The following is a 17,432-nucleotide window of genomic DNA, read 5'->3' as shown; positions in this document are numbered from 1 at the left end:
TCTTTTGAAAATAAGAAAAGATGCTGTATTACCTTTTTGATTTTCTAGACAGGCAATTTGACTTCTACGGGGCGGGCGTGATGCGCTACATCTCGTTCAGGGCCGGATTGGCTGCGCTGGTGTCACTTTTGATAGCCATGATTTTCGGGGGACGCCTCATTAGGTTGCTACATCGCAAGCAAGTGGGAGAGACTATCCGTGATTTAGGTCTGGAAGGGCAGTTGGAGAAAAGAGGCACGCCAACCATGGGTGGTCTGATTATTCTGTTAGCCATTCTGTTACCCACGCTTCTTTTTGCCCGTTTGGATAACGTTTATATTTTGTTGATGTTGGTTTCTACCGTTTGGTTGGGTGCCATCGGGTTTCTGGATGACTACATCAAAGTATTCCGCAAGAACAAAGAAGGGTTAGCGGGAAAATTCAAGATTTTAGGCCAGATTGGCTTAGGTTTGATTGTGGGGTTGACTTTGTTCTTCTCTGAAGATGTGGTGGTTCGCCAATACATCACTTCAAAAGGACTAACTGCCATTGATTTTTCCAGCTCCTTCCAGGATGTCCGGAGAATGATTACCACCGTGCCTTTCACCAAAAACAATGAGCTGGACTATCATCATTTCTTCAGCTTTGCAAGCCCGTTGCTGGGGTCTTATGCCCGCTTCCTGTACATTCCATTGGTAATCATCATCATTACAGCCGTGTCTAACGGCGCCAACATTACCGACGGAATTGATGGTTTGGCCGCAGGAACTTCAGCCATCATTGGAACCACCCTGGCCGTTTTTGCCTGGGTATCTGGTAACTCAGTCTTCGCCGATTACTTTGACATCATGTACATTCCTAACACTGGTGAGCTGGTGATTTTCTGTACTGCCTTTGTAGGGGCCTGCGTGGGTTTCCTGTGGTACAACTCTTATCCGGCCCAGGTGTTCATGGGTGATACCGGTTCTCTGTCTATTGGCGGCATCATCGCTGTTTTGGCTTTGATTTTGAGAAAAGAGCTTTTAATCCCAATCCTGTGCGGCATCTTCCTGGTGGAGAACCTTTCAGTGATGCTGCAGGTGAGCTACTTCAAATACACCAAAAGAAAATATGGGGAGGGACGACGCATTTTCAAGATGTCGCCGCTGCACCACCACTATCAGAAGCTTGGTTACCACGAGTCCAAAATCGTGTCCCGCTTCTGGACAGTAGGCATCATGCTAGCCATTTTGACTTTGGTTACCTTGAAGTTGAGATAAGGTTATTTTAAGGTTCTTATTCAGAAAACAAGCACAAAACAAGATTTAATAAAAAAACGAATGCAAAAAATAGCCATACTAGGAGCAGGGGAGAGCGGCGTAGGAGCAGCCTTGTTGGCACAAACCAAGGGCTTTGACGTGTTCGTCTCAGACCGGGGTTCCATTACAGAAAAGTACAAGCAGCAACTAACTCAGGCGCAGATCCCTTTTGAGGAGGGGACGCACACGCTGGAGCAAATTTATGCGGCTGTGGAAATCATCAAAAGCCCAGGTATTCCAGACACGGCACCTGTAATTCAGGGCGCAGTGGAAAGAAGCATTCCTATCATTTCAGAGATTGAGTTTGCCGGGCGCTATGCCTCGGGCAAGTTCGTCTGCATCACTGGCACCAACGGCAAAACCACCACCACGTTGCTAACTTACCACTTGTTGAAAAGCGCAGGCTTAAAAGTGGCATTGGCCGGAAACGTGGGCGAAAGTCTGGCGGGAAAGGTGCTGGAGGGTTGCTATGACTACTACGTGGTAGAACTGAGCAGCTTCCAGTTAGATAATATGTACGGCTTCAAAGCCAATATTGGGATTCTGCTGAACATTACCCCAGACCACCTGGACCGCTACGAGTACCAGATGGAAAAGTACGCGGCTTCCAAGTTCCGCATTGCGCAAAACATGACGTCTGCCGAGTACTTCCTCTTCAACCAGGATGACGCTGAAATTCAGAAATACCGCGCTGCCCTTGAGGTGTTAGGAACGCTGGTGTCTTTCGGGTTGAAAGAAGCAGAAGGATTGGCTATTCAATACCAAGGTCAGACGGTTCAAGCCTCTTTTAACCAAATCAGCGCTAAAGTAGATACTTCCAATTCGCCTTTGATTGGGCAGCATAACCAATACAATACCATGGCCGCCGTTGGGGCTGCACTGCTGGTGGGGATTGCGCCTAATCAGATTGAAGAAGCTTTAGGAACCTTTCAGAATGCCGAGCACCGGTTACAGCCGGTGGGCCAGGTAGACGGCATTCGGTTCATCAATGATTCCAAAGCCACCAACGTGGAAGCGGTTTGGTACGCGCTAGACGGAATTCAGGAGCCTATTGTGTGGGTAGTGGGCGGAAAAGACAAAGGAAACGACTATTCTACGCTGCTGCCGTTGGTGCAGGAGAAAGTGAAAGCTATTGTGTGCCTTGGGGCAGACAATAGTAAGCTTTTTGAATTCTTTTCCCAAACCGGCCTTAAAATGGTAGAAACACAGGACGTGCAGGAAGCTGTGCAACTGTCCAAAGACTTTGCCGAGGCAGGAGATGTGGTGTTGCTTTCTCCGGCCTGTGCCAGCTTTGACCTTTTCAATAATTACGAACACAGGGGCCGTGCTTTTGCCGAGGCAGTGGCTGCCCTTAATTCTACTTTAGCATGACACCTATCAAAAACTGGCTTCGCGACAACTTAAAAGGCGACCCTATTTTGTGGGGAATCGTCTTGTCTTTCGGGCTTATCAGTATAGCCGTGGTATATTCCGCCACGGGTACCCTGGCCTACAAAAAAATGGGCGGCAACACAGAGTACTACCTGTTCAAACACTCCAGTTTGATCTTCATCGGGTTGGCGTTTGTGTGGTTGGCGCACAAAATCAATTACCGCTACTACGCCAAACTGAGCTTGTTGGCCCTGATTTTCTCTGTGCCGTTGCTCATCTACACGTACCTGAAGGGTTCAAATATCAACGAAGCCTCCCGTTGGTTAACCATTCCCATCATCAACCAAACGTTCCAGCCTTCGGATTTGGCGAAACTAGCCTTGATCTCTTATCTGGCCAGCATCCTGAGTAAACGCCAGATGAACATTGAATCAAAGCAAACGTTGATTCCGCTGTTTTTGTGGAGCGGTACCATATGCGGTTTGATTGCGATGAGTAATATCTCTACCGGTTTGCTTCTGTTTTTGACCTGTATTCTATTGATGTTCATCGGGCGGGTGCCAATGAAACCTATCATGACCATGATTGTGGTGGGTGCGGTGTTCGGGACCATTGCCTTGACCTTGGGGCAACGAATGCAGACGGCGATCAGCCGGATTGAGAACTTCATGGACGAGGAGCAGACGGTTTTCCAATTGGAGCAGTCCTACATCGCCATTGCTACGGGCGGGGTTTTAGGAAAAGGCCCCGGAAACTCAGACCAGCGCAACGTGTTGCCTCACCCTTATTCCGACTTTATCTACGCGATCATCATTGAGGAATACGGCATGGTAGGAGGCGCTGTCATCCTGTTTCTGTACCTGGCTTTCCTGTACCGGGGCATGATGGCGGTGACCAACAGTTTGGGAGCTTTCGGCGGATTACTTTCAGCAGGCATCAGTTTTAGTTTGGTCATCCAGGCCATGGTTAACATGGGCGTAGCCGTAGGTTTAGGCCCTATTACTGGTCTGCCGTTGCCGCTACTGAGTATGGGCGGTACCTCCCTGATCTTTACCGGTATTTCCATCGGGATTATTTTGAGTGTAAGCCGCAGCGAGCACGAAGCGAAAACTGCTTCTGCGCCCATGGCTAACAAACCTGCTAATGTTTTGACGCATGCCTGAGAAACAGTATAGATTTATCATCAGCGGCGGGGGCACGGGTGGACATATCTATCCGGCAGTAGCTATTGCAAACGAGATCAAGCGACTTCACCCGTCTGCTGAAATTTTGTTTGTGGGCGCCATGGGCCGCATGGAGATGACGCGGGTGCCGGAGGCAGGGTATAAAATTATTGGGTTATGGATCAGTGGGTTGCAACGCCGCCTGACCATGGACAACTTGTCGTTTCCGTTGAAGGTGATTTCCAGCGTTCGGAAATCGTACAAGATCATCAAAGATTTTAAGCCCGATGCTGTGGTGGGCGTGGGTGGTTATGCCAGCGGGCCATTGCTGTACGCAGCCACTAAGCTTGGGATTCCGTCTCTTATCCAGGAGCAGAATTCCCACGCGGGCATTACCAATAAGCTGTTGGCTAACAAAGTAGACAAAGTCTGCGTGGCCTATGACAGTATGTACAAGTATTTCCCCAGCGCCAAACTCGTGCTCACCGGTAACCCGGTGCGCCGTGACATCACTGAGTTGGAAGGAAAACGCACCGAAGCCATGCAGTTCTTCGGCCTGAACCCTGACCGGTTGACCTTTTTGGTGATCGGCGGAAGTTTAGGTGCGCGCACTCTAAACCAAAGCACCGAACAGGCGCTGCAAAAAATTCAGGCAGCAGGGTACAACCTTATCTGGCAAACCGGCAAGCTGTTTTTTCCAACGGCTGAAGCAGCAGTGAAAGGTTATCCCGCAGACCAGATCAAAGCCTCTGATTTTATCAAGCGGATGGATTTAGCCTATGCTGCCGCCGATGTGGTGGTTTCCAGGGCCGGGGCGCTTTCCATTTCAGAGCTGTGCCTGGCGAAGAAACCATCTATTCTGGTGCCTTCCCCCAACGTAGCCGAGGATCATCAAACCAAAAATGCAATGGCTTTGGTGCAGAAAGATGCGGCCGTGCTGGTCAAAGACGTGGAGGCATCAGAAAGACTTTGGGGTACTGCTTTTGATCTGGCCAAAAATCCGGCTCGTCAGCAAACCTTGCGGGAGAACATTGCCCAACTAGGAAAGCCACAGGCAGCTGAGGCCATTGTTCAGGAACTTCTAAAGCTAGTCAAATGAACCTGCACCAATTCCGCCATATCTATTTCCTTGGCATTGGGGGCATTGGCATGAGCGCCCTGGCCCGCTGGTTTTTGGCCAAAGGATTCGCGGTGGCCGGTTATGACAAGACCCCAACCCCTTTAACCCGGAAATTGGAAGAGGAGGGAGCCGTCATCCACTTTGATGATGACGTGAATTTGATTCCGGCTCCTTTTAGAGAAAACAAGGCCCAAACGTTAGTGATTCTGACACCGGCGGTGCCTGCAAACCATACAGAACGGCAGTATCTGGTGGAGGAGGGTTTCACCATCATGAAACGCTCACAAGTACTGGGGCTTTTAACTCAAGATCAATATTTGGTGGCGGTGGCCGGTACCCACGGGAAAACCACTACCTCCAGCATGGTCGCCCACTTGTTACACCACGCCGGAGTTTCCACTTCTGCCTTTTTAGGGGGCATTTCCACCGATTTGGGTTCAAACCTGTTGTTGCCGCACCAAGAGGAAGAGCGCGCTTTGGCCGTGGTGGAAGCTGACGAGTACGACCGTTCGTTCCTGACGCTGCACCCAGATATTGCCATTGTCACCTCCACCGATCCTGATCACTTGGATATTTATGGCGAAAAGGAAGCGTTGATAGAGTCTTTCCGGCAGTTTGTGCGACAAATCAAACCTAACGGGTATTTACTGCTGAACCATACCGCAGATCTAAGCCTGGCGGAGGCAGTAAATTCTTCTGTAACGGTAATTAGGTATGGGCTTGAGAATGAGGAACTAGCCGCTGATGGCGTGCAAATAGCCGAAGGAGCCATGGAATTTTCGGCCAAAGGGCGGAACTTACTGCTGCCTCCAACTGCTTTGCAGGTGCCCGGTTTTCATAACGTGGAGAACGCTTTGGCAGCTGCCCAGGCGGTTTCTCTGTTAGGGGTTCCAACTGAAAAAATCAGTTCTGGAATTTCGGAATACACGGGTGTAAAAAGACGGTTCGAAAAGGTTTATGCATCTGAAAAAAGAGTATATTTAGATGATTATGCTCACCATCCCAGAGAGATAGAAGCATTCCTTCATTCGGTAAGGGCGCTGTATCCGGAGCAGAGGCTGAGAGTGATTTTTCAACCGCACTTATTTACTCGCACCCGCGACTTTTTAGATGGATTTGCCCGAAGCCTGAGCCTCGCAGATGAGGTATGGCTATTGGAAATATATCCGGCACGGGAATTGCCAATTCCCGGTATAACATCGGCTCTGCTGTTTGAAAAACTAACCGCAGACAAGCTTCTTTTGACAAAGAAAGAAGCTCTGGAGTTATTGAATAAAAATTTGGATTATAAAGTGTTGGCTACTATAGGTGCCGGTGATATAGATACCTTAGTGCCAGAGATTAAAAAAATATTGGAGGAAAAGGACCATGTATTGGAATAGAAAGGTCAAAGCGCTTCTATTTGCGGTATTTTGCATGGGGGGATTTGTTTTTTTGGCAGGTTTTTCTAAGGCTAAACAAGAAGAGAAAATATGTAAAAAAGTTAATATTAAAATTGATAATGAGTATAACAATTACTTTCTTAGTGAATCGGAAGTAATGGCGCTGCTGACCCGAAACGGACGTCAGCCGCTCACCGGAATGAAAAAAGAGGAGATTGACTTAAAGCGGCTGGAAATGCGAATAAAATCGCATAAATTTGTAAGGCAAGCTGAGGTCTCTCGAGATCTGGAAGGGAATATAAATGTTACAATACAACAGAACCGGCCTATAGCCCGGCTTCTGAGCACTGAGAAGGACGTGTATTTAGACGAAGAAGGAAACCAACTGCCTTTGTCTGCCCTGTACACGGCCCATGTCATCCCCGTGACATCCTCAATTGTGACTTCGCCCAAGTCCGGTTCTTTTTTTCAAGACTCAGTGGGCACCGCATATTTGTCTCTGCTACGGTTTATAGAAAAAGACCCGTTTTGGAACGCCCAGTTGGCCCACATGGACATTGACCAGAAGGGCAGGGTAAGTTTCCTGACGCAGGTGGGAGACCAGCACATTGAATTTGGGAAACCGGTTCATGTGGAGGAGAAGTTTAAAAAGCTTTTTATCTTCTACAAAGAAGTAATGCCAGTAGTGGGCTGGGACAAGTACAGCCGCTTAAATGTAGAATACAGGGATCAGATTATTTGTGAATAGATAACAACATGACGCAGAACGACAAAATAGTTGTAGGCTTAGACATTGGAACAACCAAAATTTGCGCGCTGGTAGGTAGAAAGAATGAGTATGGCAAGCTAGAGATCCTTGGCTTGGGCAAAGCAGTATCTGAGGGGGTAGTGCGAGGCATGGTGAGCAACATAGACAAAACTGTTGAAGCCATCCGGAAAGCAATTAGACAGGCAGAAGAGCAATCTGGCATTGACATCAAAGTAGTGAATGTTGGGATTGCTGGGCAGCATATCAAAAGCCTGCAACACAACGGTAGTATTACCCGCACGTCTCTGGACAGCGAGATTACTGTTGAAGACGTGAACCGTCTTACCAATGACATGTACCGTTTGGTGACCCCACCAGGAAGTGAGATCATCCACGTAATGCCACAGGACTACAAAGTGGACTACGAAGATGGGATCATGGACCCGGTAGGTATGACCGGTGTACGTCTGGAGGGCAACTTCCACATCATCACGGCTCAGTCAAATGCGGTAAACAATATCACAAAGTGCATCACCCGTGCTGGTCTTGAAATTGACCAGCTTATACTGGAGCCATTGGCATCTTGCATGTCTGTGTTGAGCGAAGAAGAGCGTGAAGCCGGTGTTGCCCTGATTGACATTGGAGGTGGTACGACAGATCTGGCTATCTTCAAAGACAATATCATCCGTCACACAGCGGTTCTTCCTTTTGGAGGTAATATTATTACTTCTGATATTAAGCAAGGCTGCATGGTCATGCAGAACCAGGCAGAGCAACTGAAGGTGCGGTTTGGGAAAGCGATTGCAGACGAAGCTTCTGATAATGAGATTGTTTCCATCCCAGGCCTGCGTGACAGAACTCCTAAAGAAATCTCCTTGAAAAACCTTGCTTTCATAATAGAAGCAAGAATGGAGGAAATTGTTGAACTCGTTTACTCAGAAATTGTTAGAAGCGGGTATGCCAATCAACTGGCGGCTGGCGTTGTGATTACCGGAGGCGGTGCACAACTGCAGAATTTGGTGCAATTAGTAGAGTATTTGACAGGCCTTGATGCCCGTATCGGTTATCCGAATGAGCATTTGGGAAAAAGCAAAATAGACTCTGTTAAAAGCCCCATGTTTGCGACAACCGTTGGTTTGGTTTTAGCTGGCTACCAGGCACTGGATGAGCGTGTAAACCGCTATACAGAAATGACAAATACCCCAGAGAACCGGGTGGTAAATGAAGTTAAACCAGTGCAGAAATCCAGCGGTGGCGGCGGAAGTGACTTCTTCAAGAAGATCTTTGAACGCACCAAAGGCATGCTGATCGATGATTTTGACGATAAGCAACAGAACTATTAACGCGTAATTTCAGGAGAGATAACATGAGTTTTTCATCGTATAAGTTTGATGTACCATCACACTCCAAATCCATCATCAAGGTAATTGGTGTTGGCGGGGGAGGAAGCAATGCCGTGAACCACATGTTCAACCAAGGCATCAAAGACGTGGAGTTTGTGGTGTGCAATACCGATGAACAGGCGTTGAAAAGCAGCAGTGTGCCAAACAAACTCCAGATTGGAACTACCCTGACCGAAGGTCTGGGGGCAGGGGCCAACCCGGAGCGTGGCAAGCAGGCTGCCTTGGAAAGCAAAGAAGAGATAAGAGAACTGCTGGGAGCCCATACTAAAATGGTCTTTATCACGGCGGGTATGGGTGGAGGTACCGGAACCGGTGCTGCCCCAGTCATAGCCAAAGTGGCAAAGGAGATGGATATCCTAACAGTTGGTATTGTTACAGCTCCCTTTGCCTTTGAAGGACGTAAGAAACGTACCGCCGCTGATAACGGAATTAAGGAACTCAGCGATAACTGCGATACTGTTCTTGTTATCTTGAATGATAAACTGCGCGAAATGTTTGGAAACCTGCCTATCAGGGCTGCGTTTGCCAAAGCAGATAACGTCCTAACTACTGCTGCCAAAAGTATCGCTGAGATCATCACCGTGACCTCTGAAGTGAACGTGGACTTTGAGGATGTTAAAACAGTGATGAAAGACTCTGGCGCCGCGGTAATGGGTTCTGCTATTACAGAAGGCGAGAATCGTGCCCTGCGTGCTGCTGAGGAATCTCTTTCCTCCCCATTGCTGAACAATACAGACATCCATGGTGCTCAGAAAATCCTTCTTTCTATTATGTCTGGTGACCAGGCTGAGTTGGAAATGGATGAATTGACTGAGATCACAGACTACATCCAGGAGAAAGCCGGCGATGATTCTGAGGTAATCTTTGGTCATGGCATTGATTCTTCTTTGGGTGCCAGCATAAGGGTAACGGTAATTGCAACTGGTTTCGCCCGTGAAATCGAAAGCCTTCCAGCACCAAAAAAGTCTTTTGAGGCAGCAGCACCAATTGGAGCTACTGCGCCTCAGGCAGTAACTGAAGAAGTTATTGAACCAGTTGCTCCCGTAGTGTCTACCACTTATTCGGTAACGCCACCAGCCTCAGCTACACAATTAGTAGCCAATGAGCCGGTTCGTAAACCAGCACCAGTGGCAGAGAATACAAACCGGATCGTTTTTGATCTAGATGCTGATAGCGGATTAGTTTCTCCTGGCTATGAAGAAGAGGTAGTCATTCCTGAACCAATTCAGGAGATCAGAGACCCTCAACCTAGCAGAATGGACGAACGCCGTGAGCGTCTCAGAAGATTGAGTGCAGATGCTTATTCAGATGCCTCCATCAAAGAGAAACTGGAAGTCCCTGCTTATTTACGCAGAAATGTACAGCTTGAGAATGTAGCCCCGTCTGCAGAGCAGAAGATATCAAGATTCAATCTGAATGATGACAATGAATTATTAGGAGACAATCGTTTCTTACATGATAATGTAGACTAGTTTTAGTCCCTTATTCAAAAAAGAAGCCCGAAAACGAGAACGTTTTCGGGCTTCTTTTTTATGTTACGTTGAGGCTGGAATCTTAGAACAGGAGAAACTCCGTGATTTGCTCCTCCAAAAGCTGCTTATACAAGGGGTTTGTGAATTGGCCTTCCTGTAAGTGCTTGTGGATGTAGGGGAACCGTGGCTTCTGGGCTAACACATGCAGCCCGCAATAATGAAGAACATCTGTCAGGTGACTTAACGCAATGTTGCCGCCCTGACTACCCGTTGAAAGCCCTACCAAGGCTCCTTTCTTCCTCCGGAGTGCCTCCGGGTATTCCAAACCATCTATGAAGGCTTTCAACACTCCCGGGTAGGAGCAATTATATTCAGGCACTATAAAGACTATTTTCTGAACCTCTGCTACTCGTGTTCTAAGATCTAGAAAAGCCTGAGAATACAACTCACTTGCATAAAGGGTAGGGGAGGCAAAATCAAGGGGAAGGTCCTGCAGGTCAAGAATTTCTGAGGATTGTCCCTTAGCAGAGAGCAGCTCCTGATAAAGCTTTGCAATTTGGAGGGTGATGGAATTAGGACGGTTAGTGCCCGATATTATGAGGATCATCAGGGTGTAGTTAGCTTAGGGAATGGGGTATAGGTGCTAATTTACTGTAAAATATTCCTTGCAGCTAAAAAGCTTTCTCGGGGGCACCATTCTGTTTTAACACTTTTTTGTCAAAATAGGGTAAAAACAAAAGGCGAAGCTTCTCAATTGAAAAGCTTCGCCTTTGATGAAAACTCACTATAAATTAAACGTTCTCTGAGGTAAAAGAGGCGTTGATGTACTCACGGTTCAGCATGGCGATGTTCTCCAAAGAGATGCCCACCGGACACTCTGCCGCACAAGAACCAATGTTGGTACAAGCACCAAAGCCTTCTTTGTCCATTTGAGCTACCATGTTCTCCACGCGTGTTTTACGCTCTACCTTACCTTGTGGCAGTAACGCCAACTGAGATACCTTAGCAGAAGTAAAGAGCATGGCAGAACCGTTTTTACAAGCCGCCACACACGCCCCGCATTGAATACAAGTTGCCGCATCAAACGCTTTATCAGCGATGGATTTAGGAATCGGAATTTCATTTGCGTCTGGCACACCACCTGTGTTCACAGAGATGTAACCACCAGCCTGCTGAATTCTATCCAGGGCAGAACGGTCGGTGCAAAGATCTTTTAATACCGGGAACGGACCTGCTCTCCAAGGCTCAATAGTAATAGTATCACCGTCAGAGAACTTGCGCATATGCAACTGACAAGTAGTTGTACCACGCTCAGGACCGTGAGCCCGACCATTGATGTACAAGCTGCACATTCCGCAGATACCTTCACGACAGTCATGGTCAAACGCAACCGGATCAATGCCTTTCAGGAGCAAATCCTCATTCAGCACGTCCATCATCTCCAGGAAGGACATTTCCGGGGAGATATCTTTTATTTGATATGTTTCCAGCTTACCAGCTGATTGAAAGTTTTTTTGTCTCCAAACTTTCAGCGTCAGGTTCATTGGTTTGCTGTTTGGATTATTACCAGCCATTTCTTTCTAATTAAGAATTAAGAATGTTGAATCAGGCAAAAGGAAGTAAGTGCTTTTCTATGAAAACAAATCTTTTCAGCTACTCATTCCAGATGGCTAATTCTTAATTATTCATTACTTATAGCTTCTTTGCGTCAACTTCACGTTCTCAAACTTCAGCTCTTCTTTGTGCAGCACCGGCTCTTGGTTAGGCCCGGTGTACTCCCACGCAGCTACGTAAGTGTAGTTTTCATCGTCACGAAGAGCTTCGTTTTCTGGGGTCTGGTATTCCTCACGGAAGTGACCGCCACAAGACTCATTGCGGTTCAAGGCGTCTTCTACCATCAGTTCCCCTAGTTCAATGAAGTCAGCCACACGGCCGGCTTTCTCTAAGGTGATGTTAAGTTCCTCGTTGACTCCCAAGATCTTCACATCTCTCCAAAACTCGTCTTTTAACTTTCTGATTTCCTGTTTGGCGTATTGAAGGCCTTCGGCGTTACGGGCCATGCCGCAGTAATCCCACATGAGTAAACCTAAGGCTTTGTGGAAATCATCTACCGTTCTGGTTCCGTTGATGCTTAACAAGCGGTTCACATCGGCCTGAACTTTCGCTTCCGCCTCTTTGAACGCCGGGTGAGTGGTTTCAATTCTGGTAGTTGGGTTCTGTGCCAGGTAATCACCAATAGTGTAAGGAATCACGAAGTACCCATCGGCCAGACCTTGCATCAGGGCAGAAGCACCCAAGCGGTTAGCGCCGTGGTCTGAGAAGTTACACTCACCAGTCGCATACAGACCTGGAATGGTGGTCATCAGATTGTAATCTACCCAAAGGCCACCCATGGTGTAGTGCACCGCAGGGTAAATTCGCATGGGCTGCTCATACGGGTTTTCACCAGTGATTTTGGCGTACATCTCAAAGAGGTTACCATATTTTTGGCTAATGCTATTTAGACCGTCGCGTTTAATTGCATCTGCGAAGTCAAGGTACACGGCCAGTTTGGTGGTTCCTACGCCACGTCCTTCGTCACAAGCCAATTTGGCGTTACGGGAAGCTACGTCACGAGGTACCAGGTTACCAAAAGAAGGGTATTTACGCTCTAAGAAGTAATCGCGTTCGTCTTCCGGAATTTGGTCAGCAGGACGGTTATCTCCTACCGCTTTAGGTACCCAAACACGACCATCGTTCCGAAGGGACTCAGACATCAGCGTCAGCTTAGACTGATATCCACCCGATACTGGAATACAGGTTGGGTGAATCTGGGTAAAGCAAGGATTCGCAAACAAAGCACCTTTCTTGTGGGCTCTCCAGATAGCTGTGGTGTTAGATCCCATGGCATTGGTAGAAAGGAAGAACACGTTGCCATAACCACCAGTGGCCAAAATCACCGCATGAGCGCTGTGAGATTCAATCTTACCAGTGATCAGGTGACGGGTCACAATACCACGGGCTTTGCCGTCTACCATTACCAAGTCCAGCATCTCAGTACGTGGATACATCTTCACTTTACCGTAGGCAATCTGACGGTTCAAGGCAGAGTAGGCACCCAATAACAGCTGCTGGCCGGTTTGGCCCCGGGCGTAGAATGTCCGGCTTACCTGCGCACCCCCAAAGGAGCGGTTTGCGAGCAATCCACCGTACTCACGGGCGAAAGGAACCCCTTGCGCCACGCACTGGTCAATGATGTTCACGCTTACCTGAGCCAAACGGTACACGTTGGCTTCACGAGCGCGGTAGTCACCACCTTTGATAGTATCATAGAACAAACGGTACACACTGTCACCGTCATTCTGGTAGTTTTTAGCAGCGTTGATACCACCCTGAGCAGCGATAGAGTGGGCACGACGCGGGCTGTCCTGATAGCAGAATGCCTTCACATTGTAGCCAAGCTCGGCTAAGGTAGCAGCGGCAGAAGCTCCGGCCAGGCCGGTTCCTACCACAATCACATCGTATTTACGCTTGTTAGCCGGGTTTACCAGCTTTACATTGAATTTATGCTTGTCCCATTTCTCGGCCAATGGCCCTTCGGGAATCTTTGAATCTAGAATCATACAGATATGCTTAACTCAAAATAACGTCTTTAATGAAAAAGTAGAGGGGCATGGCTGCAAATCCGGCTGGCACAATAAAGGAGAAGAATGCGCCAAACTTCTGAATTGCAGGAGTGTACTTTTTGTGGTTCAGCCCCAAAGTGTGGAATGCGCTGGAGAAGCCATGGTACAAATGCAGACCTAAGGCTATCTGTGCTACCACGTAGATCAACACATACCACCACAGGTGGAATGACTGTACTACCACAGAATACAAATCATCATAGCCCGTGCCTTCAATATCAATCATGTTAGGCTCGCCAAAACGGGCACGCCAGAAGAAATTGTAGAGGTGAATAATCAGGAACAACAGAATCACGGTGCCCAAAAGCCCCATGCTGCGGGAAGACCAGTTGCTGTTGTCTTGCGGACGGTTGTAGGCGTAAGGCACCTTTCTTACGCTGTTGTTCTTGCGGTTTAGGTAAAGGCTTTGGTAGATGTGAAACACAAAGCCCAGCACCAGCACAATCTCCATGGTTCGGATGATAGGGTTGGTAGCCATAAAGTGGGAGTAAATATTGAAGGCCGCGCCTCCATCACTTTTGAACAGCTGAAGATTGCCTACCAGGTGGACCACCAAAAAAGAGCAGAGAAACAAACCAGTCACGGCCACGACCAATTTCCGGCCTATACTACTGGAAAACGTTTTAGAAAACCAACTCATTTTGTTGTGTTAAGGTTGATAAATAAGGTGTGTAAAGGAATGGTTAAATCTTTTCAAAGGTACATGCCGCGGCCTTGTCAAGCAATTGAAGTATCAATTTTGATTGATTCTAAATTAATTTCTACCAAGTGTCCTTTCTCCACAGATGACTTCCTGATTTTGAGCAGTTTCCTGAAAAGTAGCTTTAAAACACCAAATGATTCGTAAATTACAACAGTGTGCAGGGTTATTCGTTATATCCCTGAATCTATATGAAAATAACCATGGTACAACAGAATTGTTAGAATACTCCATGGGCTATCTCTAGAATCTTCTATCTTTATTTTTGCATGCAAAACGCTACTATATGCCTCTAATTTTACAGAAAGTGAGAGCCTTACTGTTTTTGTTGAGTGGGCTGTTTCTTTTTTCATTTGTCTCTTTGCAAGATGCGCAGGCAACTCACTTGCGGGCAGGAAACATCTACATCAAGAGTGATACAACCGCTGGAAGAAACCCTCTTCGGTTTTTCTTCACCTTAGAAACCTATAGTGTGGCGCCACCGCCGTTTGAAGATCTGGAGGCTACGCTTTATTTTGGAGACTGCACCAGCCAGCGCGTACCTAGAGAATCCAGAACGATCATTGGCGGAAACCAGAATGGGACCTTCCTGAATATCTACCGGTTTGAGCACATCTACTCGGGGCCAGGCACTTTTACCGTGACCTTTGTGGGGGAAAACCGGAATGGCGGGGTAGTCAATATCTCTTCTTCCGTACAGCAGACTTTCTTCCTGCAGAGTACTCTCACCGTGGATCCTTTCCTGGGCATTAACAGATCACCTGTTTTGCAATATGATCCTGTAGACGTAGCCGTTCGAAATCAGATTTACATCCACAACCCGGGAGGGTATGACCCTGATGGTGACAGCCTTTCTTACAAAATGCTGGAACCAAGAGTTTTCAATGCCAATGATGCCTGTGGTAACCCCACTGGTAGAACTGCTCCAGGCTACAGAGGATTAGAGAACTTTCTAGGTAGAGAAGATAGGTTGAATAATAGGCCAGTAGGTTTGACGCTAGACCGCAATACGGGCCAGTTAACCTGGAACACCCCAGGAGTGCTGGGGGAATTTAATATAGCGTTTGTGGTGGAGGAGTGGCGCAATGGCCGCTTGATTGGCCAGGTAATAAGAGACATGCAGATTTTTGTGCGCGAAGACCCTAACCGTCCTCCAGTACTAACGATTCCTAAAGACACGTGTATTGTGGCTGGTACGCTGCTGAGGGTAACCATAAAGGCTACAGATCCGGACCGGGACCCTGTAGAAATTACCGCCGTAGGAAGTATGTTGCCGCCGGCTACCTTCCCCAGACTTACTGACACCACACACCTATTTAACTGGCAAACCAGTTGTACCGATGTGCAGAAAACACCCTACCAGGTTGTCTTCAGGGCCGCAGACAGGCCCCCAAGTGGCAGGATAAGTTTAGTTGACTTGCAGCCCTGGCGAATTACGGTTGTGGGGCCGCCGCCTGTTTTGGTGAGCGCGGTACCGCAGTCCAGTAGCAGTATCAGGCTTACCTGGAATAACTACGTCTGTCCCAATGCCTCCGTCATGTACATCTACCGGCGCGAAGGGCAATCCAACTTTGTGCCCGGTCCTTGTGAAACGGGCATCCCAGCCAGAGCCGGATATACCTTGGTGGGGCAAGTGAGTGCCGGTGTTACTACCTTTCTGGATAATAACAATGGGCAGGGCCTGGAGCGGAACAAAACCTATTGCTACCGGATCTATGCTGATTACCCGCAGCCAAAAGGTGGTAGCAGTATAGCCTCCAATGAGGTTTGTGCTACGCTTGAGTCTATTTCCCTTACCAAAGTAAGTGTGACTGAAACCAGTACCACTACCGGCAAAATACGGGTAGAATGGAGCAAGCCAAGACCAGCAGTTCTGGCGCAGTTCACGGCACCTTATTCTTACCGTTTATTGCGAGCCTTAGGACAAGGTCGTGGTGCAACTGCCGCTTTTGCTCCGGTTGCCGGGTATACCTTCACAGGTATCAACGATACGGTATTCACAGATAACAATCTTAATACCCAGGACACTTCTTACACGTACCGGATAGAATTCTATCAATCTGGTAACACTGGGTCTCCCACTATTCTGGTAGATTCATCTTCAGCTTCCAGTGTGCGGCTGAGGGGCAGGGCCAACGGTACTACCATGGAGTTAAACTGGACGTATAATGTGCCCTGGAATAACGCCAGCACGGCTGCCCGTCCGCTTTACCACGTGATCTTTCTTGATTCTGTAGGCAACCGGAACTTTGTGCGCTATGATAGTGTGCAGGCAACCGCCACCTCCGGAACCTACAGCAAAGTAATCCCTCTGGTACCAGGGAAGCAATATTGTGCCTATGTGCAGACCAGGGGAACCTTTAACAACCCTTTCCTGCCTGATCCTATCATAAACAATAGTCAGGAGATTTGCCTCACCAGGCTTTGTATCCCGATTCTGGAGATTGACCCAATCGTGTGCGATGAGAACTTCGTGCCGGATGGACCTCCGTTCACCAATAGATTGCGATGGAGTTTGCCGCCCGGCTGTGACCCAAGGGCAATTGACTACTTTACTTTGTACTTCCGGGAAACAGAAGAAGGGGAGATGGTGAAAATAGCCACGGTAGACAATACCGGTCAAGCTATTTACGAATACCTGCACCGAGACCTGCTTTCCTATGCCGGTTGTTATGTAGTGACGGCCACTGATTTCTCAGGCGTAGAAGGGGAGCAAAGCAATGTGGTTTGTAAAGACAATTGCATTGTTTTCTCACTACCTAACATCTTCACGCCAAACGGTGACAACAAAAACGATGTCTTCACCCCTAAACAAGGAGCTACCTTTATAAGAAAAGCTACCCTTAAAGTATATAACCGTTGGGGTAATAAGGTCTTTGAAGGCAGCGGTGACCCAGCCTTGAATTGGCGAGGAGTGGATGACAACGGTAAAGCTCTTTCAGAAGCCACTTATTTCTACCACGTAGAAGTAGAGTTCTACGGCTTGAAACCTGATGTAAGAACATTCAAAGGCTGGGTGGAGATAGTAAGATAAACCTATTCAGTTTGCAATAATCTTTAAAATGGTGCCTGTTTTCAGAAATAGGCACCATTCTTTTTTCTGGACCTCACCATTACAGGTTTTATTTTAA

Annotated in this window: 13 protein-coding genes; 9 read left to right on the top strand and 4 right to left on the bottom strand. The window is 47.7% G+C overall.

The features are described from left to right. Positions 1-20 precede the first annotated feature (20 nt). The 8 genes from mraY (at position 21) to ftsZ (ending at position 9,936) form a co-directional block, all read left to right on the top strand. Positions 21-1,238, top strand: a complete 1,218-nt coding sequence (gene mraY / locus DC20_RS01325) for a phospho-N-acetylmuramoyl-pentapeptide-transferase (RefSeq protein WP_062542178.1) — start codon at positions 21-23, stop codon at positions 1,236-1,238. 60 nt (positions 1,239-1,298) lie between these two features. Beyond that, positions 1,299-2,648, top strand: a complete 1,350-nt coding sequence (gene murD, locus DC20_RS01320) for a UDP-N-acetylmuramoyl-L-alanine--D-glutamate ligase (protein ID WP_062542177.1) — start codon at positions 1,299-1,301, stop codon at positions 2,646-2,648. After that, positions 2,645-3,811 carry an FtsW/RodA/SpoVE family cell cycle protein gene (locus DC20_RS01315; RefSeq protein WP_062542176.1) on the top strand — a complete coding sequence of 389 codons (1,167 nt, stop codon included), beginning with the start codon at positions 2,645-2,647 and terminating at the stop codon, positions 3,809-3,811. The genes murD and DC20_RS01315 overlap by 4 nt, the downstream gene beginning before the upstream one ends. After that, on the top strand, positions 3,804-4,910 hold the full coding sequence (gene murG, locus DC20_RS01310) for an undecaprenyldiphospho-muramoylpentapeptide beta-N-acetylglucosaminyltransferase (protein WP_062542175.1): 1,107 nt from the start codon (positions 3,804-3,806) through the stop codon (positions 4,908-4,910). Before DC20_RS01315 ends, murG begins: the two co-directional genes overlap by 8 nt. After that, complete coding sequence (murC, locus tag DC20_RS01305; RefSeq protein ID WP_062542174.1) at positions 4,907-6,313, top strand: UDP-N-acetylmuramate--L-alanine ligase; 1,407 nt, start codon at positions 4,907-4,909, stop codon at positions 6,311-6,313. Before murG ends, murC begins: the two co-directional genes overlap by 4 nt. A 157-nt stretch (positions 6,314-6,470) precedes the next feature. Next, a complete protein-coding gene (locus tag DC20_RS01300; RefSeq protein WP_245652280.1) occupies positions 6,471-7,061 on the top strand; it encodes a cell division protein FtsQ/DivIB in 591 nt (196 codons plus the stop codon). 8 nt (positions 7,062-7,069) lie between these two features. Continuing rightward, entirely contained in the window at positions 7,070-8,404 is a 1,335-nt protein-coding gene (ftsA, locus tag DC20_RS01295; RefSeq protein ID WP_062542172.1) for a cell division protein FtsA, read from the top strand. Between the two features lie 23 nt (positions 8,405-8,427). Further along, the gene (gene ftsZ / locus DC20_RS01290; protein ID WP_062542171.1) at positions 8,428-9,936 is read left to right on the top strand and encodes a cell division protein FtsZ; all 1,509 of its coding nucleotides are present in this window, start codon (positions 8,428-8,430) and stop codon (positions 9,934-9,936) included. An 82-nt stretch (positions 9,937-10,018) separates the two neighbouring features. Here the strand turns inward: ftsZ and DC20_RS01285 are convergent, their stop codons facing one another. The 4 genes from DC20_RS01285 to DC20_RS01270 form a co-directional block, all read right to left on the bottom strand. After that, complete coding sequence (locus DC20_RS01285; RefSeq protein ID WP_062542170.1) at positions 10,019-10,543, bottom strand: NADPH-dependent FMN reductase; 525 nt, start codon at positions 10,541-10,543, stop codon at positions 10,019-10,021. A gap of 184 nt (positions 10,544-10,727) precedes the next feature. Beyond that, positions 10,728-11,480, bottom strand: a complete 753-nt coding sequence (locus DC20_RS01280; protein WP_062542169.1) for a succinate dehydrogenase/fumarate reductase iron-sulfur subunit — start codon at positions 11,478-11,480, stop codon at positions 10,728-10,730. Positions 11,481-11,624: 144 nt separating this feature from the next. After that, positions 11,625-13,538: a fumarate reductase/succinate dehydrogenase flavoprotein subunit gene (locus DC20_RS01275; protein ID WP_062542168.1), complete on the bottom strand. Its 1,914-nt coding sequence runs from the start codon at positions 13,536-13,538 to the stop codon at positions 11,625-11,627. Positions 13,539-13,548: 10 nt separating this feature from the next. Then, positions 13,549-14,241 carry a succinate dehydrogenase cytochrome b subunit gene (locus tag DC20_RS01270; RefSeq protein WP_062542167.1) on the bottom strand — a complete coding sequence of 231 codons (693 nt, stop codon included), beginning with the start codon at positions 14,239-14,241 and terminating at the stop codon, positions 13,549-13,551. A gap of 346 nt (positions 14,242-14,587) precedes the next feature. Here DC20_RS01270 and DC20_RS01265 point away from each other — a divergent pair, with 346 nt between their 5' ends. Continuing rightward, a complete protein-coding gene (locus DC20_RS01265) occupies positions 14,588-17,335 on the top strand; it encodes a T9SS type B sorting domain-containing protein (protein WP_062542166.1) in 2,748 nt (915 codons plus the stop codon). Positions 17,336-17,432: the final 97 nt, after the last annotated feature.

Origin of the sequence: Rufibacter tibetensis (assembly GCF_001310085.1) — a bacterium.
Lineage (GTDB): Bacteria > Bacteroidota > Bacteroidia > Cytophagales > Hymenobacteraceae > Nibribacter > Nibribacter tibetensis.
This window is presented reverse-complemented; position numbering and strand designations above follow the sequence as displayed.